The 26725-nt window shown below is 61.8% G+C and carries 23 protein-coding genes; 8 read left to right on the top strand and 15 right to left on the bottom strand.

Annotation, left to right across the window (positions count from 1 at the left end; genetic code table 11):
* Positions 1-39: 39 nt before the first annotated feature.
* Positions 40-624, bottom strand: coding sequence for an orotate phosphoribosyltransferase (gene pyrE, locus EWR20_RS09170; protein ID WP_129360357.1), 585 nt, complete (start codon positions 622-624; stop codon positions 40-42).
* A gap of 45 nt (positions 625-669) precedes the next feature.
* Complete coding sequence (locus tag EWR20_RS09165; protein ID WP_129360356.1) at positions 670-2217, bottom strand: anthranilate synthase component I family protein; 1548 nt, start codon at positions 2215-2217, stop codon at positions 670-672.
* A gap of 80 nt (positions 2218-2297) precedes the next feature.
* On the opposite strand from EWR20_RS09165, the gene EWR20_RS09160 reads away from it, so the two are divergent.
* Positions 2298-3860, top strand: coding sequence for an FMN-binding glutamate synthase family protein (locus EWR20_RS09160; protein WP_178946099.1), 1563 nt, complete (start codon positions 2298-2300; stop codon positions 3858-3860).
* Positions 3861-3932: 72 nt separating this feature from the next.
* Here EWR20_RS09160 and EWR20_RS09155 read toward each other — a convergent pair whose 3' ends face one another.
* The 5 genes from EWR20_RS09155 to EWR20_RS09135 form a co-directional block, all read right to left on the bottom strand.
* Positions 3933-5132, bottom strand: coding sequence for an acyl-CoA dehydrogenase family protein (locus EWR20_RS09155; protein ID WP_238147685.1), 1200 nt, complete (start codon positions 5130-5132; stop codon positions 3933-3935).
* 155 nt (positions 5133-5287) lie between these two features.
* Positions 5288-6862, bottom strand: coding sequence for a fatty acyl-CoA synthetase (locus EWR20_RS09150; protein ID WP_129360354.1), 1575 nt, complete (start codon positions 6860-6862; stop codon positions 5288-5290).
* A gap of 10 nt (positions 6863-6872) precedes the next feature.
* Positions 6873-8027 carry an acetyl-CoA C-acetyltransferase gene (locus EWR20_RS09145; RefSeq protein WP_129360353.1) on the bottom strand — a complete coding sequence of 385 codons (1155 nt, stop codon included), beginning with the start codon at positions 8025-8027 and terminating at the stop codon, positions 6873-6875.
* A 42-nt stretch (positions 8028-8069) separates the two neighbouring features.
* Positions 8070-8834: an SDR family NAD(P)-dependent oxidoreductase gene (locus EWR20_RS09140; RefSeq protein ID WP_129360352.1), complete on the bottom strand. Its 765-nt coding sequence runs from the start codon at positions 8832-8834 to the stop codon at positions 8070-8072.
* Between the two features lie 60 nt (positions 8835-8894).
* The gene (locus EWR20_RS09135) at positions 8895-10100 is read right to left on the bottom strand and encodes an acyl-CoA dehydrogenase family protein (RefSeq protein WP_129360351.1); all 1206 of its coding nucleotides are present in this window, start codon (positions 10098-10100) and stop codon (positions 8895-8897) included.
* 151 nt (positions 10101-10251) lie between these two features.
* Between EWR20_RS09135 and nadE the strand changes: the two genes are divergently transcribed.
* The 5 genes from nadE (at position 10252) to EWR20_RS09110 (ending at position 16584) form a co-directional block, all read left to right on the top strand.
* The gene (nadE, locus tag EWR20_RS09130) at positions 10252-11073 is read left to right on the top strand and encodes an ammonia-dependent NAD(+) synthetase (RefSeq protein ID WP_129360350.1); all 822 of its coding nucleotides are present in this window, start codon (positions 10252-10254) and stop codon (positions 11071-11073) included.
* A 246-nt stretch (positions 11074-11319) separates the two neighbouring features.
* Positions 11320-13095, top strand: a complete 1776-nt coding sequence (locus tag EWR20_RS09125; RefSeq protein ID WP_129360349.1) for an AMP-binding protein — start codon at positions 11320-11322, stop codon at positions 13093-13095.
* 101 nt (positions 13096-13196) lie between these two features.
* Positions 13197-13898 (top strand): hypothetical protein, encoded by a 702-nt coding sequence (locus tag EWR20_RS09120; protein WP_129360348.1) that lies wholly within the window; start codon positions 13197-13199, stop codon positions 13896-13898.
* Positions 13899-13972: 74 nt separating this feature from the next.
* Complete coding sequence (locus tag EWR20_RS09115) at positions 13973-15454, top strand: PepSY-associated TM helix domain-containing protein (RefSeq protein WP_129360347.1); 1482 nt, start codon at positions 13973-13975, stop codon at positions 15452-15454.
* Positions 15455-15549: 95 nt separating this feature from the next.
* Positions 15550-16584, top strand: a complete 1035-nt coding sequence (locus EWR20_RS09110) for a Gfo/Idh/MocA family protein (RefSeq protein ID WP_129360346.1) — start codon at positions 15550-15552, stop codon at positions 16582-16584.
* Between the two features lie 141 nt (positions 16585-16725).
* On the opposite strand, the gene EWR20_RS09105 is transcribed toward EWR20_RS09110, so the two are convergent.
* The 5 genes from EWR20_RS09105 to EWR20_RS09085 form a co-directional block, all read right to left on the bottom strand.
* Complete coding sequence (locus tag EWR20_RS09105; protein ID WP_129360345.1) at positions 16726-17541, bottom strand: enoyl-CoA hydratase; 816 nt, start codon at positions 17539-17541, stop codon at positions 16726-16728.
* Complete coding sequence (gene mmsB, locus EWR20_RS09100; protein ID WP_129360344.1) at positions 17538-18434, bottom strand: 3-hydroxyisobutyrate dehydrogenase; 897 nt, start codon at positions 18432-18434, stop codon at positions 17538-17540. The genes EWR20_RS09105 and mmsB overlap by 4 nt, the downstream gene beginning before the upstream one ends.
* An 11-nt stretch (positions 18435-18445) precedes the next feature.
* The gene (locus EWR20_RS09095) at positions 18446-19528 is read right to left on the bottom strand and encodes an enoyl-CoA hydratase/isomerase family protein (RefSeq protein WP_129360343.1); all 1083 of its coding nucleotides are present in this window, start codon (positions 19526-19528) and stop codon (positions 18446-18448) included.
* 45 nt (positions 19529-19573) lie between these two features.
* Complete coding sequence (locus EWR20_RS09090; RefSeq protein ID WP_129360342.1) at positions 19574-21085, bottom strand: CoA-acylating methylmalonate-semialdehyde dehydrogenase; 1512 nt, start codon at positions 21083-21085, stop codon at positions 19574-19576.
* Positions 21086-21207: 122 nt separating this feature from the next.
* Positions 21208-22221 carry an SDR family oxidoreductase gene (locus tag EWR20_RS09085; protein ID WP_197964434.1) on the bottom strand — a complete coding sequence of 338 codons (1014 nt, stop codon included), beginning with the start codon at positions 22219-22221 and terminating at the stop codon, positions 21208-21210.
* Between the two features lie 383 nt (positions 22222-22604).
* Between EWR20_RS09085 and EWR20_RS09080 the strand changes: the two genes are divergently transcribed.
* The gene (locus EWR20_RS09080) at positions 22605-23411 is read left to right on the top strand and encodes an exodeoxyribonuclease III (RefSeq protein ID WP_129360341.1); all 807 of its coding nucleotides are present in this window, start codon (positions 22605-22607) and stop codon (positions 23409-23411) included.
* Between the two features lie 114 nt (positions 23412-23525).
* Here the strand turns inward: EWR20_RS09080 and EWR20_RS09075 are convergent, their stop codons facing one another.
* The gene (locus EWR20_RS09075; RefSeq protein ID WP_129360340.1) at positions 23526-24185 is read right to left on the bottom strand and encodes a hypothetical protein; all 660 of its coding nucleotides are present in this window, start codon (positions 24183-24185) and stop codon (positions 23526-23528) included.
* 336 nt (positions 24186-24521) lie between these two features.
* On the opposite strand from EWR20_RS09075, the gene EWR20_RS09070 reads away from it, so the two are divergent.
* Positions 24522-25346 (top strand): class I SAM-dependent methyltransferase, encoded by an 825-nt coding sequence (locus EWR20_RS09070; RefSeq protein ID WP_129360339.1) that lies wholly within the window; start codon positions 24522-24524, stop codon positions 25344-25346.
* A 56-nt stretch (positions 25347-25402) separates the two neighbouring features.
* Here EWR20_RS09070 and EWR20_RS09065 read toward each other — a convergent pair whose 3' ends face one another.
* Both EWR20_RS09065 and EWR20_RS09060 read right to left on the bottom strand, forming a co-directional pair.
* Positions 25403-26260: an aldo/keto reductase gene (locus EWR20_RS09065; RefSeq protein ID WP_129360338.1), complete on the bottom strand. Its 858-nt coding sequence runs from the start codon at positions 26258-26260 to the stop codon at positions 25403-25405.
* A 3-nt stretch (positions 26261-26263) separates the two neighbouring features.
* Complete coding sequence (locus EWR20_RS09060) at positions 26264-26692, bottom strand: cupin domain-containing protein (protein ID WP_129360337.1); 429 nt, start codon at positions 26690-26692, stop codon at positions 26264-26266.
* Positions 26693-26725: the final 33 nt, after the last annotated feature.

Here is a 26725-nt window from a genome sequence, read left to right as displayed (position 1 = left end):
CTTCGGGCCGCGAAGCGGCGTCGTGTTCCGATCCCACCCCTAGTCCAGGCCGAGTTCCGACTTGGAGAAGGCGTAGAGGCACGGGACGGATGCGCTCTCCTCGATGCGTTCTTTGGCGCCGGTCGCGCGGTCCACGATGATGGCCACTGCCACGACGTTGGCCCCGGCTTCCCGCAATGCCTCGACGGCGGTCAGTGCCGAGCCACCCGTGGTCGAAGTGTCTTCGAGGACGACGACGTTCTTCCCCTTGACCTCAGGGCCCTCGACCTGACGGCCCATACCGTAGGACTTCTGGGCCTTGCGAACCACGAAGGTATCGATGGCCCGGTCCTGGTCCCCCGCGGTTCGCATAATCGCGTGTCCCACGGGATCCGCACCCATGGTCAGACCGCCCGCTGCGTCGAAATCGATGTTATTTCGATCCAGAAGATCCAACATGACCTGCCCCACCAAGCGCGACGCCTCATGGTGCAGGGTCACTCGACGCAAGTCGACGTAGTAATCGGCCTCAAGGCCGGAAGCCAACGTTACCTTGCCGCGCACCACGGCGAGCTCGATGATGAGATCACGGAGCCTCTCGCGGGCGGCCTCGATGGACAGAGCGGTGGAAAGATCGGAAGTCATGACGTCATTCTACGTGGTGGGCCGGCGATTCGAGGCGATCGAGCATCACGCTGTGGATACGCTCTTTGGGAGCGAGCTCGCCTCCCGAAACGGAGCTCTGAGTTTGGCCAGCATCTCCTCGTACTCCGCTTCCGGATCGGAATCGGCAACGATGGCCCCACCGGCACTCACGCTGATTCGCGTCCTCGATTGCGTCTCCGCGCTGAGCACGAGCGTACGGATCACGATGGACAGGTCAGCTTCCCCGGTTGGGGAAAGATATCCCAAGGCCCCGGAATACACCCCACGGGCACGCCCCTCCAAGCGCTCGATGATCTTCATGGTGCGCGGCTTCGGTGCGCCCGTCATGGAGCCTCCTGGGAAGCAGGAACGCACCAGGTCGAGCGCGGAACGCCCAGGTAACAGTCGCCCTCGAATCGTCGACACGAGCTGGTGTACGGTCGCGTAGCTTTCGACACCCATTAAAACCGGAACCTGGATCGTCGCCGGATCACAGACGCGCGAGAAATCATTGCGCAGGAGATCCACGATCATGAGGTTCTCGGCGCGAGTCTTCGGATCCACTGCCAGAGCTCTCGCGGCGCGGGAGTCCTTTTCGGCATCGTCGCAACGCGGTGTCGTGCCTTTGATCGGTTTGGTTTCGCACCAGCCGTCGCTGGCGACGGACAGGAACCGCTCAGGACTCGAGGACAGCACCGCGATGTCGTCGCACCACAGAAATGCGGCATATGGGGCCGGGTTCGCCTGACGCTGCTGCCGGTACAAGGCAAGCGCTTCATCGAGCCCAAACGGCGCTTCGACGATTCCCCCGGCTTCCGCGGTCAGACACACTTCATAGGAATTCCCATCGCGGATCTCACCCAGGGCTTCCCGGACGGCGCAGATGTATTCCTCGCGCTCCGGGCAGGCAAACCCAGGTTTCGGGATCGCCGAATCCTGTGTCGCCGTTATCGACGGCAGCGATTCCTCAGCCCTCGAAACGAGGTCCATCCACACCGAGTCGCCAAGGACCCAAACCTCTTCAGCGTCATGATCAACGAGGACAAGTCGGGTGGCCTTCATCCACACTGCGTCGGGGGTCTCTGCCGAGTACTCGTTCGGGGAATCGAGGTCGGCTTTCACCTCGTACCCGAAGTAACCGAACCACGCACCGACCAAGGATCGGGCAAAAGCCGGGATGCGCGAGTCTGCGTTCCGGGGCGGAGCCGATCCGGATGCACCGGACGGGGTCGAGCATTTGAGCCGCTCTTCCAGGACATCGAGAATCGTCCCGCTCACGGGCTCTCCGGTATGGGCATCGGGGCCCAGATGGTGCACCCGGGGGTCTGGCGAGCCCGCCTGCTCGTATCGGAGAACCTCGCTCGGGAATACCAAGACGCTCCAGCGGGATGGCGCCCCTCCAGGCTTCCGTGCAGAGGCCGAATCGAGCCATGCCGCATAGCGCATTTCGGCACCGTTCTCATGGTCAAGGCAGTCAAGAAGCCGATGAAAGAGGTCTGCGAGGCTGACATCCACCTCAGTGAACGCGGACTGCGATGCCCAGAGGGTCCGACCGTGGGCATCCACACCGCAAGGAAACCTGTGCGAGAGCATAAGTTACATTCTTCCACGCCGACTTCTCCCCTTTTCGGGTCTAGGCTGGAGGTCGCACACATTGCATTGCAAAGGGAGTGATGATGGCCTTTTCAGCTAAACGCATTGCCGCGTCCGTAGGGCTCTCAGGGGCCGCCGGGTTGCTCGGAGTCGCCGCGCACGATGTGCTCCAGAAAAAGCACACCATCCTGCGAAATTTCCCCGTCCTGGGGCACGCCCGCTATTTCATGGAATTCATCCGCCCGGAGATTCAGCAGTATTTCATCGAGAACAACTACGACGGGCGTCCCTTCGACCGTGACACCCGGACCATGATCTACGAGCGCTCCAAGGGGTTGGGAGGCGAACAAGCCTTCGGCACCGAGCGCAAGGTGCTGCGGCCGGGCCACGATTTCATCCTCCACACCATGGCCCCAGTCGATCCCATGAAGGAAGAACCACGCCAGCGTCTCGGTGGACCGGACTGCACCCAGCCTTACGATATTTCTCTGTTCAATATTTCTTCCATGAGCTTCGGCGCATTGTCCGCGAATGCGGTCATGGCCATGAACAAGGGGGCGTCCCTCGGCGGGTTTTCCCAAGAAACAGGGGAAGGCGGGCTCACCGAATACCATCTCAAATACGGTGGTGACATCATTTGGGAATTCGGTTCCGGATATTTCGGCTGCCGCACCAAGGACGGCCGGTTCGACGACGAAGTCTTCGCCCACAAGGCCGCCAAGCCAGAGATTAAGGGGATCCTGATCAAACTCAGTCAGGGGGCGAAGCCCGGCCTGGGCGGTGTCCTTCCTGGCGACAAGGTCACCCGTGAGATCGCGGACGCACGTGGAGTGCCCGAGGGACAAACGTGCGTCAGCCCTGCCGCTCACCCCGAATTCGATACTCCCCGAGAACTTTTGGAGTTCGTCGCTCGCGTACGCAAGGCGGCGAACGGCAAGCCCGTGGGCATTAAATTCTGCGCGGGATCACGGATCGAGATCCTCGCTTTGTGCAAGGCGATGTTGGAAACACGGATAACCCCCGACTGGATCACGGTCGACGGTTCGGAAGGCGGTACGGGTGCGGCCCCCGTCGAGTTCGAGGACGCCGTCGGAATGCCGCTGACCGAAGGCCTGATCAGCGTCAACAACGCCCTCGTCGGTGTTGGGCTGCGAGAGAAGGTCGCATTGGGAGCTTCCGGGAAGGTCGTCGGTGGTGCCGATATCGTCCGGCGCATGGCCTTGGGCGCGGACTTCACCAACAGCGCCCGAGGCATGATGATGGCCACCGGGTGCATTCAGGCGCAGAAGTGCAACACCAACAGGTGCCCCTCCGGGGTCGCGACACAGGATCCTCGGCTGGCGCGGGGAATCGACGTCGGCGACAAAGGCGAACGCGTCAAGAATTTCCATATCGGCACCATGAATTCAGCGATGCGAATCATCGCCTCGATGGGACTTCACACATTCCGCGATCTCGGACCTGAACACATCATGCACCGCATCGACTCCACGAGTTCCTCGTCCTACAAACGGATGTACACCTGGCTGGAGACGAATTCTCTCCTCGACGGAACCGCCCCCGAAGACTGGATGGAAAAATGGAACCGCGCAGACCCGGATAGCTTCATGGTCGCGAGGCACCACCACACTCGAGCGAACTGACCCTCCCGACTGCCCCGAGTCGGCGAGAAGGGCCCGGTTTCAGACTGGACCGGGCCCTTCTCGCGGTGTCCTTTATGCGAAGGCGGATTGCCCCGTGATGTCGCGACCGACAATGAGTCGCTGGATGTTCTCGGTTCCCTCGTATGTGTGAACACCCTCGATGTCGAACATGTGGCGGATCACGTGGTTTTCCAGGAGCACGCCGTTGCCGCCCAGCATGTCGCGTGCGGTAGCGAGAACCTTCCGCGCTTTCGTGGTGTTGTGGACTTTGAACAAGCTTGCTTGTTGGTCCCTCAGGGTCCCTGCTTCCTGGAGCTTGGCGATCCGCGCCGCCATGAGCTGCATGTCCGTGATCTCGGAGAGCATTTCGACCAAGCGTTCCTGAATCATCTGGAACTTCGCGAGCGGCTTTCCGAACTGGATGCGCTGCTGGCTGTAGTGCAGGGCGGTCTCGTATGCGCTGATCGCGTGGCCCAATGCGGACCAGGCAACCCCGACACGGGTCTGCACGAGGACCACGGAAACGTCCTTGAAGTTCTTGACCCCCGGAAGGAGATTCTCTGCCGGAACTCTCACGTCGTTGAGGCTGATGCGGGCCTGGTAGATGGCTCGCAGGGTGCCTTTGCCTTCGATCACCTCGGCGTCGTAGCCCTCGGATTCCTGGTCCACGATGAAACCGCGTACGTTGTTCTCCTCGTCGCGCGCCCAAACCACTGTGATGCCACCCGAGGCACCGTTGCCGATCCATTTCTTCTCACCGGTGATGACGTATTCGTCGCCGTCCTTGACTGCCCGGGTTTCCAAGGACACGGAGTCCGATCCGTGGTCTGGTTCGGTCAGAGCGAAAGATCCCAGCAAACTCGCGTCCGCCAGCGGGTCAAGGTATTTCTTCTTCTGGTCCTCGGAGCCGAACAAGGCAATGGAGCGCAGAGCCAACCCGCCTTGGACAGCAACGGCCGTGGCCATGGAACCATCCCATCGGGACAGTTCCATCGTCACCAGACCGGCCGCCAACGGTGAGAGCTTCCGGTGGCCGGGTACATCCAGACCATCGGTCATGAGGTCGAGCTCCCCGATTCGACGTACCAGGTCCAGAGGGTATTCCGCACGGTCCCAGTATCCATTGACCAGCGGAAGAATTTCCCGCCCGTACTGCCGGGCCACATTCCATGCTTTGCGGTCTTCGTCGGTCGCATCGGAAAACACATCCAGATAATCCGTGTCGACGGGCTCGGTCAGATCGTAGGAAATCTCAGGGTTTACCGCGTTCACGGTCCCTCCTTCAGGGTTGTTGGATTCTCTGTCCCGTGTGGCTCGACGCCGACCGGGCCTCTTCGTCGGTGAAGGGCCACGGGCGTCAGGTCAGTAACTCGGCTCACAGTCTACCGGCTCGCCAGCGGCACACCGGACTCCGAACCCCTGCGCCACTAGACGGAACGCAGGTCTCTCTTGAGGATCTTTCCCGATTGGTTACGGGGCAGTTCCGCGACGACTTCGATGCGTTTGGGTACTTTGAACGGCGCGAGATGCTCCTTGGCGTGAGCGATCACCTCGGCTTGGTCCAACGACGCCCCTTCCCGCGGGACGATGAAAGCAGTGACGGCTTCGATCCAACGCTCGTCGGGGACTCCCACAACCGCCACCTCGGCGACGCCTTCATACCGGTAGATCACGTCCTCGATTTCTCGGGACGCAACCAATATCCCACCGGTATTAATGACGTCCTTGATTCGGTCCACGACCTCGATGTACCCGGCGTCGTCCATGACCACTTGGTCACCCGAGTGGAACCAACCGCCCTCGAAGGCTTCGTCCGTGGCCTCGGGCATGTTCCAGTAACCCATGCAGACCTGGGGCCCCCGATACTGGATTTCGCCGGGTTCGCCGACTCGGGCACGCAGACCGTCGGCGGTCATGATCCGCACCCTGACGTTGTGGACGGGCTTTCCACACGACGCCGGGCGCTGGTCGTGTTCTTCGGGTTTGAGGACGCAGGTCAGTGGCCCCAATTCGGATTGTCCGAAACAGTTGTAGAACCCGATCCCCGGGTACCGCGAGCGCAATTTCTCCAACACCGCGACCGGCATGATCGATGCTCCGTACTGCACTTTGCGCAAGCTCGACAAGTCGCGCCGGTCCACATCAGGGTGGTTTGCGAGCGGGACCCACACCGTGGGTGCCAAGAAGAGTGAACCGATTTTCTCTTTCTCGACGCGCTCGAGGATCTCCGGAATATCCGGTTTCTCCAGAAGGCGCACGGTCGCACCCATCAGCAGGTACGGAACCGCGAAAACGTGGAGCGCGGCAGAGTGGTAGAGAGGCATCGCGATGAGGGGCGCGTCCTCGGGGCCGAGGGAAAGGACCGTGATGCAGGACTCGTATTGGGCCCTCAGACTATTGTGGCTGTGAACGGCACCCTTGGGTTTGGATGTGGTTCCGGAGGTGTACAGCAATTGGGCGACGTCGCCACCGGATTGGACAGGCGTGCCGAGAGGTTCGGGCCGCGCGCCGTTTGTGCCGAATTCGTCCGGGAAGTCTTCCATGACTCGTTCCAGCAACGCACCGGGCTCCCCGAAGAGCGGTTGGACGGACTCAGCCGGGACGTCGCCCAGAACTCTCTCCGCTGTCTCCCGTAGCCCAGGATCCGTGAATACCGCGGAGGCTCCGCTGTCCTTCAGGATATGTGCGAGCTCGTTGCCCGTGAGGGCGAAGTTCACGGGCACGTGGACGTATCCTGCCCGCAACGTGGCGAAGAAGCCGATCAGGAACGCGTCGGAGTTCTTGCCGTAGAACGCGATCCGTGCCCCTTCGTCGAATCCTTGGGACCGCAGTATCCGGGCGGCGGCCGTGACCGCGGCGTCGAAGTCCCGGTAGGACCATTCGCGGCCTTCGAATTTCAGGGCGATGTGCAGGTCCGACCGGGCGGCGCTTCGGGCGAGAGCGGCGTCGATGCTCTCTTCTCGCGCGGCACGGACCTGCTCAAACGTACTGACTTCCGGCATTGCCTTCATCTCATTCACCCCATCGCTCGATGATGGTCACGTTGGCCTGCCCTCCGCCTTCGCACATGGTCTGGAGACCGAATCGTCCGCCGGTCTGCTCCAACGTGTGAAGCAGCGTCGTCATGAGGCGGGCTCCCGTGGCGCCAATGGGGTGGCCCAAAGCAATGGCTCCTCCCCGCCGATTGACCTTGGCCATATCCGGTTCAAGCTCTCGTGCCCAGGCCAGAACCACCCCGGCGAAAGCCTCGTTGATCTCGATCGCGTCCATGTCCTCGAGGGTCATCCCTGACCGTTCGAGTGCGCGTCTCGTCGCGCGAATCGGCGCGGTCAGCATTTGTACGGGATCATCACCACGGGCCGACAGGTGATGGATCCTCGCTCGTGGGTTCAGCCCGAATTTCTCGACCGCATTGGCCGAAGCGATGACCACAGCGGCAGCCCCGTCGGAGACCTGCGAAGCGGAGGCTGCCGTGTGGATGCCTCCCGGAACGATGGGGTCAAGCTCGGACATCTTGGCTCGATTCGGCTCGCGAGGACCTTCGTCGCGGACGACATCGCTTACCGGGACGATCTCCTCGTCGAAGACCCCGGCTTCCCATGCCGCAATGGCGCGTCGGTGGGATTCGGCGGCAAAGGTTTCCACATCGTCCCGGGTGAATCCCCACCTCTCGGCCATGAGCTCGACGCCGCGGAACTGGGAGATCTCCTGGTCTCCGTAACGCTTGCCCCACTCCTCGGAACCCGCAAAAGGATTCGGAAACCCGAGTTGGTTTGTTGCGGTATTCGCCCATCCGAGGGGGATCGAACTCATCGATTGGATCCCGCCGGCAAGAACCAGGTCACTCGTACCGGACATCACTGCCTGAGCGGCGTAGTGAACGGCTTGTTGGCCTGAACCGCATTGACGGTCGATCGTCGTACCCGGGACGGCCTCAGACCCACCGGCAGCGAGCCACGAAGTGCGGGCGATGTCGAACGCCTGAGGGCCGACCTGGTCGATGCAGCCGAGAATGATTTCATCGAACTCTTCCGAGTCGACCCCCGTGCGTTCCAAGGCCGCTCGGATGGGAACGGCCGCGAGATCCACTGGGTGGGTCGAGGCGAGTCCGCCTTTTCGGCGCCCAACGGGCGTACGGATGGCGTCGACGATGTAAGCCTCAGGCATATGTGCTCCTTGTGATGGAGTTTCGATATCGGGGTCCGGGATTTACTTGGGTGCCATGCGGATTGCGCCGTCCATGCGGGTCACCTGGCCGTTGAGGTAGTCGTGACCGATGATGTCCAAGGCCAGTTCGGCGTACTCGACTGGCTTCGCCAAGCGGTGTGGGAACGGCACCGACTTCTCCAGGGATGCCCGGAAATTCGGGTCGATTCCGGCCATCATGGGCGTATCGACGATTCCGGGGGCAATCGTGTTCACACGGATACCCTTGCTGGCCAGGTCTCTTGCTGCGGGGAGAGTCAGTCCGACGACGCCGCCCTTGGAGGAGGCGTAGGCCGCTTGGCCGATCTGTCCCTCGTAAGCGGCCACCGACGCGGTGTTGATGATGACGCCGCGCTGGCCGTCCTCGTCCACGGGCTCGGTTTTCGCGATGGCCTCGGCCGCGAGCGCCAAGACCTGGAAGGTGCCGATAAGATTGACCGTGATCACGGCCGTATATGCCTTGAAGTCGTGAACCCCGTTCTTACCGAGTACGCGACCCGCATTTCCGATCCCTGCACAGTTGACGGCAACGCGAAGCGGCCCGGTGCCACCGTTTACGGCCTGTTCGACGCCGGTTCTCACCGAATCCGGGTCCGTCACATCGACCTCGACGTAGGTAAGGCCATCGAGCCTTTCGGCCTTCTCTATGGATTGCCCCAGATCGAAAACGTAGACATGTGCGCCCTTGTCGACCAGGGCCCGCGCGGTTTCGTGGCCCAATCCGGACGCACCGCCCGTGACGATCGCAGAAATTCCATTGACGTCCATTTGTCCTCCTTGAATGATGGATGCGGCCGCGGATCCCGGCCGCCGGTCCTGGGGACTCGCTTACACGAATGCGGAGACGCCCGTGATCGCGCGACCCACAATGAGCGAGTTGATCTCGTATGTTCCTTCGTACGTGTAAAGAATTTCGGCGTCGCAGAAGATCTTGCCGGCCTCGAAATCGCTGGTTACGCCGTTGCCTCCCAGAAGCGCGCGGGTTTTGGCCACCGATTCTCGGGTCAGACGCGTGCCCGTGGATTTGCCCAAGGCTGCGTGCATCATCTGCAGAGCGCCTGCCTGTTGTTCACGAGCCACTTGAATCATGAGCCCGAGAGTCGCGTGGGCGTTGCCGGCAATCTCGGAGAGCGACTGCTGAATGAGCTGGAATTTGGCGAGCGGTCGCCCGAATTGCTCACGGTTCAGCGCGTAGGAGCGGGCGACATCGAAGGCAGCCATCTGCAATCCGTAGCTTTGCCATCCGACCCATACCCGGGAGTTCCTGAGCATCTCGTTGACGCTCGCGAAATCCACGGTAAGGGGCAGGTGATTCTCGGCGGGTACGTGGACGTCGTCCAGCTCGATATCGGCGTTCTGCATGATGCGCAGGCCGATCTTGTTCGCGATTTTTTTCGCGGTGTATCCCGGCCGATCCGTCTCGACCAAGAAAGCCTTGAACTGATGGTCGGCCGTGTCACGAGCCCAGACCAGTGCGAAGTCGGCGATCGTTCCCGCCCCGATCCAGCGCTTGCTGCCGCGAATGACCCATTCGTCGCCGACACGTGTGGCCGTAGTCTGTATTCCGCCAGCGATGTCCGAGCCATGTTCGGGTTCGGTCAGCGCGAATGCACCGATGGCTTCGAAGCGACGCAATTTCGGCAACCACTTCTCGCGTTGTTCGTCGGACCCCAATTGGTTGATCATTCCGACGATCAATTCATTGTGAATACCGACGAGAGCCGAGAGCGACACATCGGCGCGGGCCATCTCGGCATAAACGAGGCCCCTGTACAGCCAAGTGGTATCCGATAGCTCGAGCTCTCCGAGCCCCAGCTCGGCGAGCCCAGGGAGCAGATCGAAGGCGAATTCTTCGCGGTTCCAGTAGTCGATGCTCTGGGGACGGATCGTTTCCTGCAAGTACTTTCGAATGTTGTCGTATGACGCACGTTCCTCTTCATTGAGCAACGTACGCACGTCCAGAAGGTCGCCGTCGGGATGGGGGAGCTCGGTAAAGCGCCCATCCGCGGAAGCGGTTCCAGGTAGATCTGACATGTTTGCCCTTCCTCGTGGGAGACCATGACACCCGCAAAATATGGCGTGAATCACAGTTATTCGTGACCATACCGGACCTGGACTTGAATGTCCCAGCCAATGAGGAACCATCCGCAATATTGCTGAAATGTCGGGCGTCTATCATGGGCGCATGCGCGAATTACAGGCTCAGATCATCGAAGAAATGGGCGTCAAGCCCCGGATCGAACCCGCCGAGGAGGTCAGACTTCGCGTCGATTTCCTGTGCGACTATCTCAAGGAATCCCACACGAACGGCTTCGTCCTGGGCATCAGCGGGGGCGTCGACTCGTCGTTGGCTGGCAGACTCTGTCAGCTTGCCGTGGACAAGCTGTCCGAGGAAGGAATCGAGGCCGACTTCGTCGCGGTCAGATTGCCGTACCGCACCCAGGCCGACGAAGAAGATGCCCAGCTCGCCCTGAAATTCATCCGACCCCGAACCAACTGGACCTTCGACGTCGAACCGGGAACGAGCGGAATCGAGGAAGAGTTCCTCCGGACCACCGGCCGTGAAATTTCCGATTTCAACAAAGGCAACGTCAAGGCACGAATGCGCATGATCGCCCAATACGCCCTGGCCGGCGAGCGGAATCTGCTCGTCGTCGGAACCGACCATGCGGCCGAGTCGATCACCGGATTCTTCACCAAATTCGGCGATGGCGGCGCCGACATCCTCCCGCTCTATGGCCTCAACAAACGCCAGAATCGCCAAATGCTGCAATACCTCGGCGCCGACGAGCGACTCTGGGCCAAGGCGCCTACGGCCGATCTTCTGGATTCGACTCCCGGACGCCACGATGAGGAAGAACTCGGAGTCACGTACGACGTCATCGACGACTTCCTGGAGGGACAAGAGATCCACGACGATCAGGCCGAAGCCCTGGAATCCCGTTTCCTCCGCACGCGGCACAAGCGCACGACGCCGGTCACGATCCTCGACCCCTGGTGGAAATAGGACGCTGGACATCCGGTCACAGGAGGCACCACCCTGCCGGACGGAATGTCTCCAGCTGCGGCCCGACCGCGAGGGCTGCATTCACGGTGTGGTCGGTGGTCAGCAGGTCCTGCACATCCGAATAAAAAGTGGCAGCGCGACTTAAAGCTGTTCGAGCTTTTGCCGAGCCCACCCCTGGGCTACTGTGTAACAACGTGAGTTGCCTCACAGTGGCGTGAGGCAATAGCCGAATCAGAGGGAGGCCATATGACCGTCACCGATCAGTTCCGCCAGGCCAGAGACCGCCTTGTCGAATTGCGCGAGGATTATCGCGAAGCTCGAAAAGAATTCCAGTGGCCTCGGTTCGAGCACTTCAACTTTGCCCTGGACTGGTTCGACGCGGTTGCAGCGACTCCGGAACGCGCGGACCAGAACGCGCTCGTCGTCGTCGAGCAGGATGGCTCGTCCCAACGACTGACGTATCGGGAGATGTCCGACCGGTCGAGCCAGGTGGCCAACTGGATGAGCGAGATCGGCGTGCGACGGGGCGACCGTATGATCCTCATGCTCGACAACCAGGTCGAGCTGTGGGAAAGCATGCTCGCGGGCATCAAAATGGGCGTAGTACTCCTCCCGACGACGACGATGCTCGGCCCCAAGGATCTCGAGGAAAGGGTCGCTCGCGGATCCGTGTCCTGGATCCTCACGAATTCAGGGAACGTGGCCAAATTCGCCGAGGTTCCGGGGGAATTCTCGGTGATCGAGACAGGCGGCAAGACCGAGAATGCGATACCCGGGCGAGGCCATTACGCCTATCAGGAGAGCCACGAGGCGACGACCGAGTTCACACCGGACGCCCCGACCCCAGCCGATGAGACCCTGCTTCTCTACTTCACGTCAGGAACCACGTCGCGCGCCAAATTGGTCGAGCACACCCACGCGTCCTATCCCGTGGGGCACTTGTCCACGATGTACTGGATTGGGCTCGAGCCCGGCGACGTCCACCTCAACGTTGCATCCCCAGGCTGGGCCAAACACGCTTGGTCCAACATCTTCACCCCCTGGATCGCCGAGGCCACGGTATTCATCTACAACTATTCGCGCTTCGATGCCGCAGCTCTCATGCAGACCATGGATGCGGAGGGCATTACGAGTTTCTGTGCTCCGCCAACCGTCTGGCGGATGTTCATCCAGGCGGACCTTTCGACCTTGAAGACGCCACCGCGCAAGGTCGTGGCCGCCGGCGAGCCCCTCAACCCCAAGGTCATCAACCGCGTCCGCGAGGCGTGGGGGGTCGATATCCGAGACGGATTCGGTCAGACCGAGACGACAGTTCAGATCGCGAACACGCCGGGGCAGGAGCTCGTGGTCGGTACCGTGGGACGCCCCCTTCCGGGATTCGACATCGTTCTGGTGGACCCGGTCTCGGATGAAGTCGTCGAAGGAACCGGTGAGGGCGAGGTCTGCATCGTCACGGAGCCGCGCCCCGTCGGACTCATGGTGCGGTACAAGGGCGATCCCGCCAAGAACGACGAGGTCTTTCGGAACGGCGTGTACCACACGGGCGACATCATGAGCAGGGACGAGGGCGGCAACTTCACGTACGTCGGGCGGGCCGACGATGTCTTCAAGGCAAGCGACTACAAGCTTTCGCCATTCGAGTTGGAGTCTGTGGTGATCGAACATCGTGCCGTTGCCGAGGCCGCCGTGGTCCCTTCGCCCGATCCTTTGCGTCTGGCCGTGCCGAAGGCGTACGTCGTCCTGAATTCAGGACACGAACCAACCGCGGAATTGGCCGAATCGATCCTGGCGCATTGTCGCGCCAATTTGGCTCCGTACGCGCGCATCCGACGCTTGGAATTCTTCGACCTCCCCAAGACGGTCTCCGGAAAGATTCGACGCGTCGAGCTCCGTGCCCGCGAGCGCGCGTTCCACGGCCCGGAGGGCGAGTTGACCGATTCATCGCGCGGTCAACGCACGACGACGCAGGGTTACGGCCACGAATTCAGCGAGAGCGACTTCCCTGGCCTGAAGAACTCCTGACCCTCCCCTCTACCGCGAGGCGGCACAGTGGCATCGAAAGTCGCCTTGTCATCGCCCACAAGTGCCACCTCGCGGGCGTCGGGGACGTATAACCTGGTGACGTGACCGCAACAAAGACCGTGAGACTCGTGGATTGTCGATCCACTGGGTGGCGTCTCGCGCGCACTCTGCTCATCGTCGGGGTCAGTCTCTGGCTCGGTTCGGTCTCCCACGTGCTGGGCGGTGGCCATATCCCCCGCTCAGGGCTCGCGCTCGCGCTCTCCCTCCCCTTGATCGGCGCGGTTTTCGCCCTCACACGCTTCACGCTGGGTTTCGTGGCCTGCTTGCCCCTCCTCGGGCTGGGCCAGCTCGCGGTTCACGGGCTTCTCATGATCGGCTCGATCTCCACCGGAGACCATACTTCGATCCTCGGCGGAGCACCCGTCGGGACCAGCTCGGCGCACGTCGGTGGCACGGACATGCACCAGGCGGCCGGGGTCGCACACGTCGGGATGATGCATTCGGGACATGCGCTTTCCGGAGGCACAGACTCCATGACCATGGGGAACGGTTCCATGCCGATGCTCCTGGCCCACGTGATCGGAACAGTGCTCGCAGCCGCCGTCGTGGGTGCGGTCGATGCCACTCTGTGGGTCCTCGCGGTCCTGATCCTGCCATGGGTCGCTCGGCTGATGGGGGTTGCTCCCCTTTGCCGCAAGCCTGCCCCTACCGGTTTCCCGGACACATCCGAGGCACTTCCCCAGAGGAAACCACGAGCCTTGGATCCGGTCCGAGGCCCGCCTCTCCACCTCGCATTCAGCTGAAACAGACGTCGGCCCATCCTGGGCCGGCGCAATTCTGCGCGCACTGAAGCGCGCACCGATGCGAGGAACAGAAAATGACAACCATCGATACATCGCGCCCTGAAACGGGCCCTAACACCACACCTCCCCCTCGAGGCCGCAGCGGCTGGTTCCGGGCCATGGTTCTGAGGCTGCACTTCTTCACCGGCCTGATCGTCGGACCGTTCATTCTGGTCGCGGCGCTCTCCGGAGCGTTGTACGCTATGGCTCCACAACTCGAGAAAGCCGTCTACTCCCACGAGCTGTACTCGGGCACCGAGGCCCAGAACCTGTCTCTCGATGACCAGGTGCAACGGGCCATAGAACATGTTGATCGAGAGAGCACAGAACATGAGGCGCCTCCGCTGACGTCTGTGCGGCCTGCACCGCAACCGGGGATGACGACCCGGGTCATGTTCGCGCCACCGGAAGGTTCTTCCCCTTCTGACCACAGGGCCGTGTTCGTCAGCCCTGCCGACGGGGAAATTCGTGGGGACCTGACCGTTTACGGTTCCTCCAGCTCGCTGCCGCTCCGCACATGGATCGATCAGCTCCACCGCAACCTCCATCTGGGGGAACCCGGACGCCTGTACGCCGAGTTCGCGGCATCATGGATGTGGGTTATTGCCCTCGGAGGCCTGATCCTGTGGGTGCCTCAGCTGACCGGACGGTTGCGTGCAGGGCTTTCCCGACGTCGAGCTATTCGAGAAGCCATGTTGCCGACGCCCGGAGTCAAGGGGCGGAAGCGTCTGCTGGGGTGGCATTATTCGGCGGGTTTGGGCCTTCTGGTCGCGATGCTGTTCCTCTCGGCCACCGGAATCACGTGGTCCACTTATGGGGGCGAGAACGTCACTCGACTTCGTGCCGCACTTGACTGGTCCACCCCCGAAGCGAGCACGTCATTGACAGGGGCGGAAACACCTGCCGACGAACATGCTGGTCACGCAGAACATGCGGCCGCCTCCGATGATTCGTCCTCCATGTCGATGCCCCTGGATTCCGGCTACGATGCGATCATGCGCGCATCGCGGCGTCTGGGCATCGGATCGGACCAGGTCGAGATCGTACCGGCAGCGTCTATGGACAAAGCGTGGACGGTACAGGAGGTCGACCGCCACTACCCCACTCACGTGGACAGCGTGACGATCGACCCGATGACGTACGAACGGGTGGATTCGGTGTCGTTCAAGAACGACTACTCGCTGCCGGCGAAGCTGGCCCGGTGGGGAATCGACATCCACATGGGACTCTGGTTCGGATTGCTCAATCAGCTGGTGCTCTTCGTCGTCGCAATCGGGATCGCCGCGATGGTGGTGACCGGTTATTGGATGTGGTTCAAACGCCGTCCGACGTTGTCCCGAATGAAGGCTCCGAAATCGGGATTGCGGAGCGCCCCTTGGTGGGCATGGCCCGCCGTGGGCATCCCCGCCTTGGTGATCGGCTGGTTCCTTCCCCTTCTGGGGCTTCCGCTCGTGGCCTTCGTCCTCGTTGACGGCGCCTTGGCGTGGAGAAGCTCGCGCACCAGAGACACCGCCTGACAAGGGCGTCCCTGAAAGATGGCCCGAGGCTGACTCGCGAGGGTCTGCTTCGGGTCATCCGCGGGCGGTCATCGCCGCCTGCCTAGTATAGATGCATGGCAGAGACACAGAACCCCTTGGAATCGACCGGCCGGACCCTCGGATGGGGGATCGTTGCAACGGGCTCGATTGCCCGGAAAGTCACCCCCGACATCGGGGCCCTCGCCGATGCCCGCCTCGTCGGAGTTTCTTCCCGAACTCAGGCGAGCGCGGATGACTTCGCCCAGGAATTCGGTGTCGACAGGGCCTACGGGGACGACGCCGAGCACACCGGATACGAAAAATTGCTGGCCGACCCCGAGGTGGAGGTTCTCTACATTGGGACGCCGCACGGACAGCACTACGAGAATATGCTGGCGGCGCTCGAAGCGGGCAAGAACATCGTGTGCGAGAAGTCCTTCACCATGAATGCCCGCCAGGCCCGAGAGGTCCTGGGCCTGGCCGGGGAGAAGGGTTTATTCGTCATGGAGGGGCTGTGGACCCGTTTCCATCCGCTCAGGGCACGTGTGGCAGAGATCCTCGAGTCCGGCGAAATCGGCGTGGCCAGATGGGCGCAGGCCGACCTGGGCTTTCGCGGCCCCACCGAAATCACGCACCGCTTGTGGCGTGAGGACGCCGGCGGAGGCGGACTCCTCGACATGGGCTGTTATGTTTTGCACTGGCCGTGGCTGGCCCTCGGAAAACCAACCGGATTCACCGCACAGACCATCAAACGCGGAAATGTTGATGCCCTGACCCAGATCACGGGCACATTCGAGAAGGCTGCGGCCCAGATGACCATATCCTTGGTCTCCCAGGGGCCTCGACAAGCAATTATTTCAGGCCACGAGGGCTTCATTACCATCGGTTCGCCCATGCATCAGGCGAGGTCCTTCACCGTCACGAATTCCCAGGGGCAAATCCGCGAGGAGTCCTGGCCTCTCGTCGGAAGAGGGTATTGCTACGAGATGCGCGAGGCCACACGGCGCATCCAGGAAGGCTCTCTCGAGTCGCCCATCATGCCGTGGGAGGACACCATCGCACAGATGGAAATGATCGACGAGATCCGCGGGCAAATCGGCGTCGTCTACCCTGACCACGACGAGGCCTGACTACCCAGCCCACCGGGCGGGGACGGCACATGTCTGCGTGCCCGCCAGTTGCCTGGTCACACGGAAGCGGCGCGGGAGCGCGGCTCATTCGGTCGAATAGTCGACGGTTGAGTCCAGCGGCCCCGCGCCGTTTTTGTGCGGCTACCTGTTCTCGAATTCGGCGTCGCGGCGCTCCGAGAAAGCAGACATGCCTTCCTTCTGGTCCTCGGTCGCGAAGAGCGAGTGGAATACTCGACGTTCGAAGGTCAGCCCCTGGGCCAAGGGGGTTTCGAAGGCCATTCCGACCGACTCCTTGGCGATCATCGCGACGGGTCGGGACTTCTTCGCAATCGTGTCCGCGATCTGGAGTGCCGTCTCCACGACGTGGTCGTCCGCGACGACGCGGGAAACCAATCCCGCGCGTTCGGCCTCTTCCGCGCCCATGTTCCGGGCCGTCAGAATCATGTCCATAGCTTTGGCCTTGCCGACGGCGTGGGTCAATCGTTGGGAACCGCCCATTCCGGGAATCACCCCGAGGTTGATTTCCGGCTGGCCGAATTTGGCGCCCTCACCGGCAATGATGATGTCGCACATCATCGCCAGCTCGCAGCCGCCGCCCAGCGCATATCCATTGACCGCAGCAACGATAGGCAATCGAACCTGCGTAAGCCGTTGCCACTGGGCAAACCAGTCGCTCGCGTACATCTCCATGTAGCTTTTCGATGACATTTCCTTGATGTCAGCACCCGCGGCAAAGGCCTTTTCCGATCCGGTCAGAACGATCACGGAAATATCCTCGTCGCGCTCCCAGGCCTGTGCGGCGTCGACGACGGCTACCATGGTCTCGTAGTTCAATGCGTTGAGAGCCTTGGGACGGTTGAGCCGGATGATGCCGACACCGCCTCGGGTCTCAGTCCGGATGACGGCCGTCTCTTGCGACGATCCCTTTTCGTCTGCCGTCGTAGTCTTTTCGCTCATGCTTGATTCTCCCTCATCGTTTGGATGATCGCGGAAAAGTCGAGATCTCCGTGGCCGCTGTCCAGGAACTCAGAATAGGCTTTGTGCGCTGCCCTGCCGAAGGACGCGTCGGTCTGCGTGGATTCCAGGGCCGCGAGGGCGAGCCCGAGGTCCTTGGCCATCAGAGCGGTCGCGAATCCGGGTTTGTAGCCGTTGCTGGCCGGGTTCTCCGGGACGGGTCCGGGGACCGGACAGTTGGTCGTGACCGACCAGCACTGGGCGGCTGAGGTGGACATGACGTCGAAGAGCGCCTGGTCTGTCAGGCCCAACTTCTCGCCCAGGGTAAAGGCTTCGCACGCGCCGATGGTCGTGATCGCGAGCAACATATTATTGCAGCACTTCGCGGCCTGGCCTGCCCCGTTGTTCCCACAGTGCACGACTTTCCGTCCCATCGCGTCGAACAGCGGGTGTGCGGCATCGAAATTTTCCTGCGGACCGCCGACCATGAAGGTCAAGGTGCCTGCCTCGGCTCCGGCGGTTCCACCGGAAACGGGCGCATCCACGGCTCGATGTCCGGCTTGGTGGACCAATTCCGCCGCTTCACGTGCTTCGTCCACGCTGATGGTCGAGCAGTCGATGAAGAGGGTGTTCTGTGGGGCCGCGGCCAGGAGACCGTCGTTATTCTGTCCTTGATAAGCGGCAATAACGTGCTTGCCGGCCGGAAACATCGTGATGACGACCTCTGCGTCCGCCACGGCCTCCTCGCCGGAAGAAGCGATGTTGAGTCCGTCTTTCTCGGAGGCCTGGCGTGCGGGCTCGGCGAGGTCGAAGGCCACGACGTCGTGGTCAGCCTCCTTGAGGTTCCGCGCCATATGGCCGCCCATGTTGCCTAGGCCCAGGAATGCAATCTTCATGCCAATTCTCCTTACTCGGGCAATTGCAGATCTTCGTACCCGGGGACCGGGTCGAAGAATCCGAGAACTATTTCCCGGCTCACTTCTTCGAGTGTCTGCGGTTGCCACTGGGGGTTGCGATCTTTGTCGATCACCTGCGCGCGGATGCCCTCGGCCATATCGTGGGCCAACAGCGCGTTTCCGCTGGTGCGGAAGTCTTGAACCAAGGTTTCCGCAAGGCTCTGGTCCTTCGCCCGGTGCAATCCTTCGAGGGCGGTTTTCATGCCCGTAGGGCTGTTGCGGCGCAGAGCCTTGAGTGCCTTGTTTGCCAGCTCGTTGTCCGGTTCCTTCTCGACACGCGCCTCGAGGTTCTGAAGGATTTCCTCGACGCAGTCCGCCGCGTAGTCCTCGTCGATCCACGAGGCGGCTTCCTCGAGTTCGGAACGGGGAGGTTCGACCACGAAGTCCTGGATCGTGGTGGCGACGGCGCCAGGATTCTCTACACTCTCGAGGCTCCGGAGCAAGTCTTCGATCGCCGCATCCGGAACGTAGAAATCGGCGAGTCCCGCGTGGATGGCGTCCCCTCCGTCGACATGCAACCCGGTCAATGCCATGTGTCGACCAGCCTGTCCTGGCGCCTTGGAGAGGTAGTTGAGACCTCCGACGTCAGGGGAGAAACCGATTCCAGTCTCCGGCATACCTGTCCGCGTGGACTCGGTGACGACCCGGTGCGAGCCCGGCACGGACAGCCCGATGCCGCCTCCCAGAACCAGACCGTTCATGATGGCGACATACGGCTTGGGATAACGCGAAATACGGTAATCGAAGTCGTACTCGTGGCGGAAGAAGTCGGTTCCCTGGCTCCGGTCTCCGCCCGTGGCGGCCTTGTACAGAGCGACGACGTCCCCGCCCGAGCAGAGGCCTCGTTCACCTGACCCGACGACGGCGACCGACTTGACGTTGGCGTCGTATTCGAAGTCGTCCAACGCTTTGTTGATCAGCTGGATCATCTCAACGTTCAACGCATTGACCGCGCGCGGGCGGTTGAGGGTGATGACCCCGAGGTGCCCCCGGACCTCGGTCAGAACGCTGGGCTCCTGCTGCTTATCCGCCATGGATGTTCCTCCTGTTATGGGTGTCAACGGGATGTGCGACGTCGGTCAGTTGCCGGTCGGCATGACAAAGCTGGCGCCTTCCTTGATGCCGGAGGGCCAGCGCTGGGTGACCGTCTTGGTCTTGGTGTAGAAGCGGAAAGCATCGGGGCCGTGCTGATTCAGATCACCGAAACCGGAGGCTTTCCACCCACCGAAGGTGTAGTACGCGATCGGAACGGGAATCGGGACATTGACGCCGATCATCCCGACCTCGACCCGACGGGAGAATTCGCGGGCCGTATCGCCGTCGCGAGTGAAGATCGCTACTCCGTTGCCGTATTCGTGCTTGGTCGGAAGCTCCAAGGCTTCCTCGAAATCCGCGGCCCGAAGAACCGAAAGGACCGGCCCGAAGACCTCTTCCCGATAGATGTTCATATCCGCAGTTACGCGGTCGAAGATTGTGGGGCCGACGAAGAATCCGCCGTCATGCCCTTGAACGTGTGCATTGCGTCCGTCGAGGATCAAGTTGGCGCCTTGTTCGACGCCCTCAGCGATCGCGTTCTCGACTCGCTCCTTCGCTGCAGCGGAGACCAGGGGCCCGAAGTCCGATGATTCCTCGAGGGAGGGGCCGACCCTGAGGTCGGCCGCACGTTCCTTGAGCTTCTCGATCAGCGCATCTGCGGTTTCCTCCCCCACGGGGACGGCAACGGAAACCGCCATGCACCGCTCACCGGCCGAACCGAAAGCGGCACCGATCAAGGCGTCGGCGACCTGGTCCAGGTCCGCGTCCGGCATGATAATCATGTGGTTCTTGGCGCCTCCGAAGCACTGGGCGCGCTTTCCTGCTCGGGCGGCGTGTTCATAGATGCTTTGAGCGATGGGAGTCGAGCCCACGAACCCGACCGCTTTGATATCCGGATGGTCGAGCAAGGCGTCCACTGATTCCTTGTCGCCGTTGACGACGTTGAAGATTCCGTCCGGGAGGCCTGCTTCCTTCCACAACCGCGCGAGAATCAGGGGAACGGAGGGGTCGCGTTCGGACGGTTTGAGGATGAAAGCGTTTCCGGCCGCGATCGCCGGGCCACATTTCCACAAGGGGATCATCGCGGGGAAGTTGAAGGGGGTGATCCCGGCGACGACGCCGAGCGGCTGCCGCATCGAGTACACGTCGATTCCGGTTCCCACCGAATCGCTGAATTCGCCCTTGAGCAAGTGCGGCGCGCCCATCGCGAATTCGACGACGTCGAGTCCGCGCTGCAAGTCTCCGTGGGAATCCGGAACGGTCTTGCCGTGCTCTCGCGAGAGCGCCTCAGCGATCTCGTCGGCATGTTCATTCGCGAGGTTGACGAACTTCCCCAGGACGCGAGCCCGACGCTGCGGGTTGGTTGCCGCCCAGCCCCGTTGTGCTTCCTTGGCGTTCCGGACGGCGGCGTCGACCTCATCCGTCGATGCCAGCGGAACCTTGGCCGTGACTTGCCCCGTGCTGGGGTCGAAGACGTCCCCGAACCGTCCGGACTTTCCCGAAACGTCTTGACCGCCGATGTAGTGCGTTAGTTCCTTGACCCGCTCCTGCGCCATTACCGAGGGCTCCTTCCCGCAGGGACTGACCCCGCGTTCGGTTTGTGTTCTGAGTCACAGGCTATCGACCCGGCTCAGCTATTGCCAACGGGTCTGCGGCGCAGCTCGTAACATCGGCGTTGCTAAGCATTTCGATGCTTCTTCGACTCGGCCGCAGCTTTCTTGCCCTTCTCGGCAATCTCGGCCCAATCGGAGTCGTCGAGCTCCGTGAGCGCGGAGAAGGTCGACGGTCCGGCGAGCATCTGACCCCCGTCCATCGTGATGGTTTGGCCGGTGATGTAGTCGCATGCGCCTGACAACAAGAAGATGCCGAGGTTACCCATTTCTTCGACCGTGCCGGCTCGACGGGCGGGCACGGACTCCAGATCGGTCATCGCACCTTGCCCGTCCTTGTTGGAGCTCAGAACGACCGAGGTGAATTCTGTTGGGATGGGGCCGGGCGCAATGGCGTTGAGTCGGATACCGTACTTGGCCCACTCGACGGCCAGGGACATGGTCATCGCGTGGACGGCTGACTTCGCCATGGCCGAGGGCACCACGTATGCGGACCCCGTATAGACCCAGCTGACCAAAGTGGACAGGATATTGCCGGGAAGGTCCTGCTCGATCCACCGGCGTCCGACGGAGTGAGTCACGTTGTATGAGCCCTTCATGACCGTGTCGGTGATGGCTTGAAAACCGCGGGGGCTCAGGTCCTTGGTCTGCGCAATGAAGTTGCCTGCGGCATTGTTCATGGCACCGGTCAGCGGACCGTGCTGCTCCCAGATATAGCCGACGGCGGCGTCGACGGCTTCCGAATCACGCACATCGACGACTTGGTAATGCGCCGCACCCCCCGCAGCCCGGGCGGACTCCTCGATCTCGTGCGCGGTCTCGCGGAGGACGTTCTCCCGACGACCCCAGATGTGGACCGTGGCGCCATGTTCGGCGAAGTGGCGGGCCACGCCTTTGCCCAGACCGCTTCCGCCGCCCGTGACGAGAATGCTCTGTCCGGACAGGACGTCTGGGCGAAAAGGAGATTGCGGCGCTCCAGGGGAGGGATTGGTGCTACTGGGCTGTTCGGACATCGTATTGCCTTCCACAAGGGTCGAAGAGCCGGATATCGAATCCTTCCGGCCAAAAATTGTGCTCGTCATCACGCTAGCTTGGCTCAGCCCGCGCCCCAAACCCCGCCGCGGGGTGCTTCTATGGTTTTCGTCAGGCTTTCACGACGAGTTTCCTCGGATGTTTTCGGTTCATGCCGGCGCCCTTCCGTGGCCGAGGGCCGAGGTGGCGGATTTGCGCTCGCCTGGGGCAGAGTGGGACCTCCGGGGCGCAGGTGCGCCACCTCGCGGGGTGCCGTCGACGTCGTGCGGACTCGGAGCGCCGTTGGGCAGGGATTACCGTCAACGCCGCGCCCCTTGCCGAGTGCGGCTGGGAGGGGTACCTGATTGAGAGGCGTTTCCCCGCGTCAGGGGGTAACCACCGCCTAACGCGGGGCTCTCCAAGCTTCCGACGCCAACCCGGTAGCCTGGTGAGCATGAGAATTGCGACCTGGAATGTGAACTCCATCCGTGCCCGCGCCGACCGAGTCGAGGCATGGTTGGATCGCTCCGACGCCGATGTCCTGGCAATTCAAGAGACGAAGGCCAAGGACGAGAACTTTCCTTTCAGCGTATTCGAGCGCCTGGGTTACGACGTCGCCCACTTCGGCCTGAACCAGTGGAACGGTGTCGCGATCGCCTCCCGCGTGGGCCTCGACGACGTCGAACGCACCTTCCCCGGTCAACCGGTATTCGGCAAACCTGGCAAGGAAGAGATCCAGGAGGCTCGAGCGATCGGGGCCACCTGTGGTGGCGTTCGCGTCTGGAGCCTCTACGTCCCCAACGGCCGCGGAATTGACGACCCGCACATGGCTTACAAGCTGGATTGGCTTAGGGTCCTCCGCGAGGACACCCAGAAGTGGCTCACGGATGATCCGGAGGCTCAGCTGGCCCTGGTGGGAGATTGGAACGTCGCACCCCAGGACGACGACGTCTGGGATATCGAGTTCTTCCGCAAGAACGGGATGACGCACGTGACCGAGCCCGAAAGGTCGGCATTCCACTCTTTTCTGGACGACGCCGGGCTGGTTGACGTCGCCCGCCCTTATACGCAGGGGGAGAAAGACTACACCTATTGGGACTACACCTCGTTGCGTTTTCCGAAGAACGAGGGCATGCGCATCGACTTCCAGCTCTACTCCCCCGCCCTGGCTAACCGCGTGACGGGCGCAAGCTACGACCGTGAGGAGCGCAAAGGCAAAGGCGCCTCCGACCACCTGCCCGTGATCGTGGACGTGAAGTGAATCAACCGTGAGACCGGCCGGGGGCTGGCCGCGTTCCACGGTTAACGCAAAGGACCCCTTCACCGCGTGCGGCGAAGGGGTCCTGCGCGAGTTTCTTATCCTCAGCGCCCCAACTTACTGCCCAACGGGGTACTGAATACCGGCCATCGGGTCGTAACCGTCGGCGAGTTCACCGAGCCCGTTGGAGGCACAGTAGGACTTCACCAGCTGGTCGGTCGAGACGTCGTAAGGTTCGGAAGATGTCCAATCGATGGTGCACTGCCCGCCTGTGTTCCAGTAGCCCTCCAGCTGAGCAGCCGCGGCGGCATCGCCTGCACCGCTCGCTCCGGCCTGGTCGCCACCGGCAGCCGCGCCGTCACCGGCTTCTCCCGTGGAACCGGCGGCACCCTGGCCGCCATTGGCTCCGTCGGTGCCTTCACTACCACTGGCACCGTTGGCGCCCTCACCATTCTGACCGCCGTTGGTTCCATCGGCACCTTCCGCACCATTGGCACCCTGGCTGCCGTTGGCTCCATCGCCATTAGCGCCGGAGTTCCCGTTCGCACTGTCGTCGCCGTTGGCACCCGCGGCGCCGTTAGCGCCTTCACCAGATGACGCCTCGCCCGAGCCGCCCGACGACGAATCCGACGAGGCCGAACTTGAGCTGCCTCCCGAACTTGACGAGGAAGCCGAGGCCGAACCCGATGCATCGGAACTACCATTATCGTCCTGGCCGCATCCGGCCAGAGCCAGAGCGAAGACTGCTGCAGTCAACGTCAGAACACGAGCTTTCATTGGACTCTCCTTATGTGTCTTGGCTAACACTTGAGTATAAACAAACAGAAGAACAATTGTCTCGCAATATTTTCATCGAATTTTGCGAATTATGAAGACCTCGCGCTTACTCGACAGTTTTTACAATCTCAGGCGGTCAATAATGGTTAGAAGGGCTATCTGTCAATAGAATTTCCCTTGAGGTTTCAGCGCACAAGTTTGGTCCCACACCCTCACCGGAAGAACTAGCGTTACCCCTGAGGGGCAACGGTTACGAACTTGCCTTGACTCGCATCGCTCCTTTCGGATCAGTCGGGACACCCTGGTTTATTGGGTTCTCGGCGGTAGGGTGCTGGTATGTCTGAAGCCTCGGAGAGCCCCATATCGCGCTACAGCCACGGACACCATCGAAGCGTGATGAATTCCCATTCGACGCGCACGGCAGAAAACAGCTGTGCATACTTTCTGGGTCGAGTAGCCGAGGGAGACAAGATCCTGGACATCGGGTGCGGGCCCGGTACGATCACGCTGGGACTCGCTAAACGCGCGGGAGCCTCAGGAGCAGTGGTCGGCGTGGACTTTTCTCCAGACGCCATCGCGCTGGCAAAGAGCAACGCGAATTCGGCTGGTCAGGAAAACGTCCGTTTCGTGGAGGGAGATCTCTACGCGCTCGACGTGGAGCCGGCGAGCTTCGACATCGTGCACGCTCATCAAGTGCTCCAGCATCTTTCAGACCCGGTGGAAGCTTTACGCGGCATGGCTCGTTACTGCAAACCAGGAGGGCTCATTGCAGTCCGGGACGCTGACTACCACGCCATGACCTGGCATCCCAGATTCCCGGGAATGGACCGCTGGCTGTCCGTCTACACCGCGGATGCCCGCTCGCGCAGCGCGGAGCCGGACGCTGGGCGGAATCTCCGTGCGTGGGCGAATGCTGCCGGGCTGGCGCCGGTTGCGGTGACCTCGTCGACGTGGACGTACGGAACTGCGGAATCCGCAGCATGGTGGGGCACCAGCCAAGCAGACCGTGTTCGCAACTCACGGTTTGCCGCCCATGCAGCCGAAAAAGGATTGACCCCTCAGGACATCGAAGGTATTGCCCAGGATTGGGAGAGCTGGGGCAACCACCCGGATGCTTGGTTCTGCATGGTGCACGGCGAAGTTCTCGCCACGGTCGAGTGATCTCCAGGGCCCACTTGGACCCTAGTTAATTCTTTCGGCCATGGTTCGTTGTTCTGTCACTTGCCGCTGTAGACGGGGAACACGGCGTTCTCCCCGTAGTCCTTCTCGTCCAAGGTGCGCAACGCGTCCATGTCCTCCTCGCTGATTGCGAAGTCGACCTGCGCGTTGGAGCGCATATGGTCGGGGTTCGCGGTCTTGGGCAACGATACGGTGCCGAGCTGAAGCGTGTAGCGGATGCACAGCTGAGGAACCGTCACCCCGTATTTCTCCGCGATCGCGGCGACTTCCTTGTTCTTCAGAATCTCGCCGTGCGCGATGGGTGAGTACGCTTCAACGAAGATGGCCTTGCTTTCGCAGTAGGCGATGAGCTCGGAGGGGGTGTTACCGGTGTGGACGAGGATCTGGTTCACGTGCGGTGCAACCGTGCCGTTGTCGAGGATGTTGTCGAGGTCTTCCTGCAGGAAGTTTGACACCCCGATGGAGCGGATCTTGCCCGCCTGGTGTGCCTCCTCCAGGGCTCTCCATGCCTGTCGGTTGCCCTCTGCGTAGTCACCACCTCGGAAGTCGTCCCACGGCTGCGGAGCGTGGATCAGCATGAGATCGATGTACCCGATGTCGAGCTTCCCCAGCGACTTGTCGATCGCGGCGACCGCCTCGTCGTAATCCTTGATCTCCGCAGCCAGCTTTGTGGACACAAACAGGTCCTCTCGGCTCACTCCGCAGTTGCGTACGCCGTCGCCGACCCCTTGTTCATTGCCGTAAGCCTGGGCGGTGTCGATGTTGCGGTACCCGATCCCGACGGCATCGCGCACGGCCTGTGCCGCCTGATCGTCGTTGATGAACCATGTGCCCAGACCCAGCTTCGGGATCTCGACGCCGTTGGACAGAGTATAGGTTTCATTCAGGATGCTCATGCTTTACTTCCTTGTCTTCGGCAGTTCGTCGTACATCTGGTCGTTGACCGGTTCGAGCCATTCATTACTGACATTCTCGCCCGGGGTGATGAAAGCGACGTGGGAAAACCACGAGTCGGCCTTCGCCCCGTGCCAGTGCTTCGTACCGGCCGGGACACGAATTGCCTTTCCCGGCTCCAAGCTGACAGGATCCTCGCCCTCGGCCTGGTACCAGCCGCTGCCGGCGGTGCAGAGCAGGATCTGGTCACCCCCGCCTGCTCTGCCATGGTGGATGTGCCAGTTATTGCGGCAGCCCGGCTCGAAAGAGACGTTGTTGACGGGAACGCTCCCGCCGGTCAGCGGGGCGAGGTAACTCTGCCCGATGAAGTACTGCGCGAGGGCATCGTTCTTCTCACCGAGCGGGAAGATCTGGTCGAATTCGTTGTTGTTCATGCTGATTCCTTCGTTTCGTGGTTGATGAGACAG

The sequence above is a fragment of the Rothia uropygioeca genome (genome assembly GCF_004136585.1).
Taxonomy (GTDB): Bacteria; Actinomycetota; Actinomycetes; order Actinomycetales; family Micrococcaceae; genus Rothia.
The sequence above is the reverse complement of the archived record's forward strand: the minus strand, read 5'-3'. Positions and strand labels throughout refer to the sequence as shown.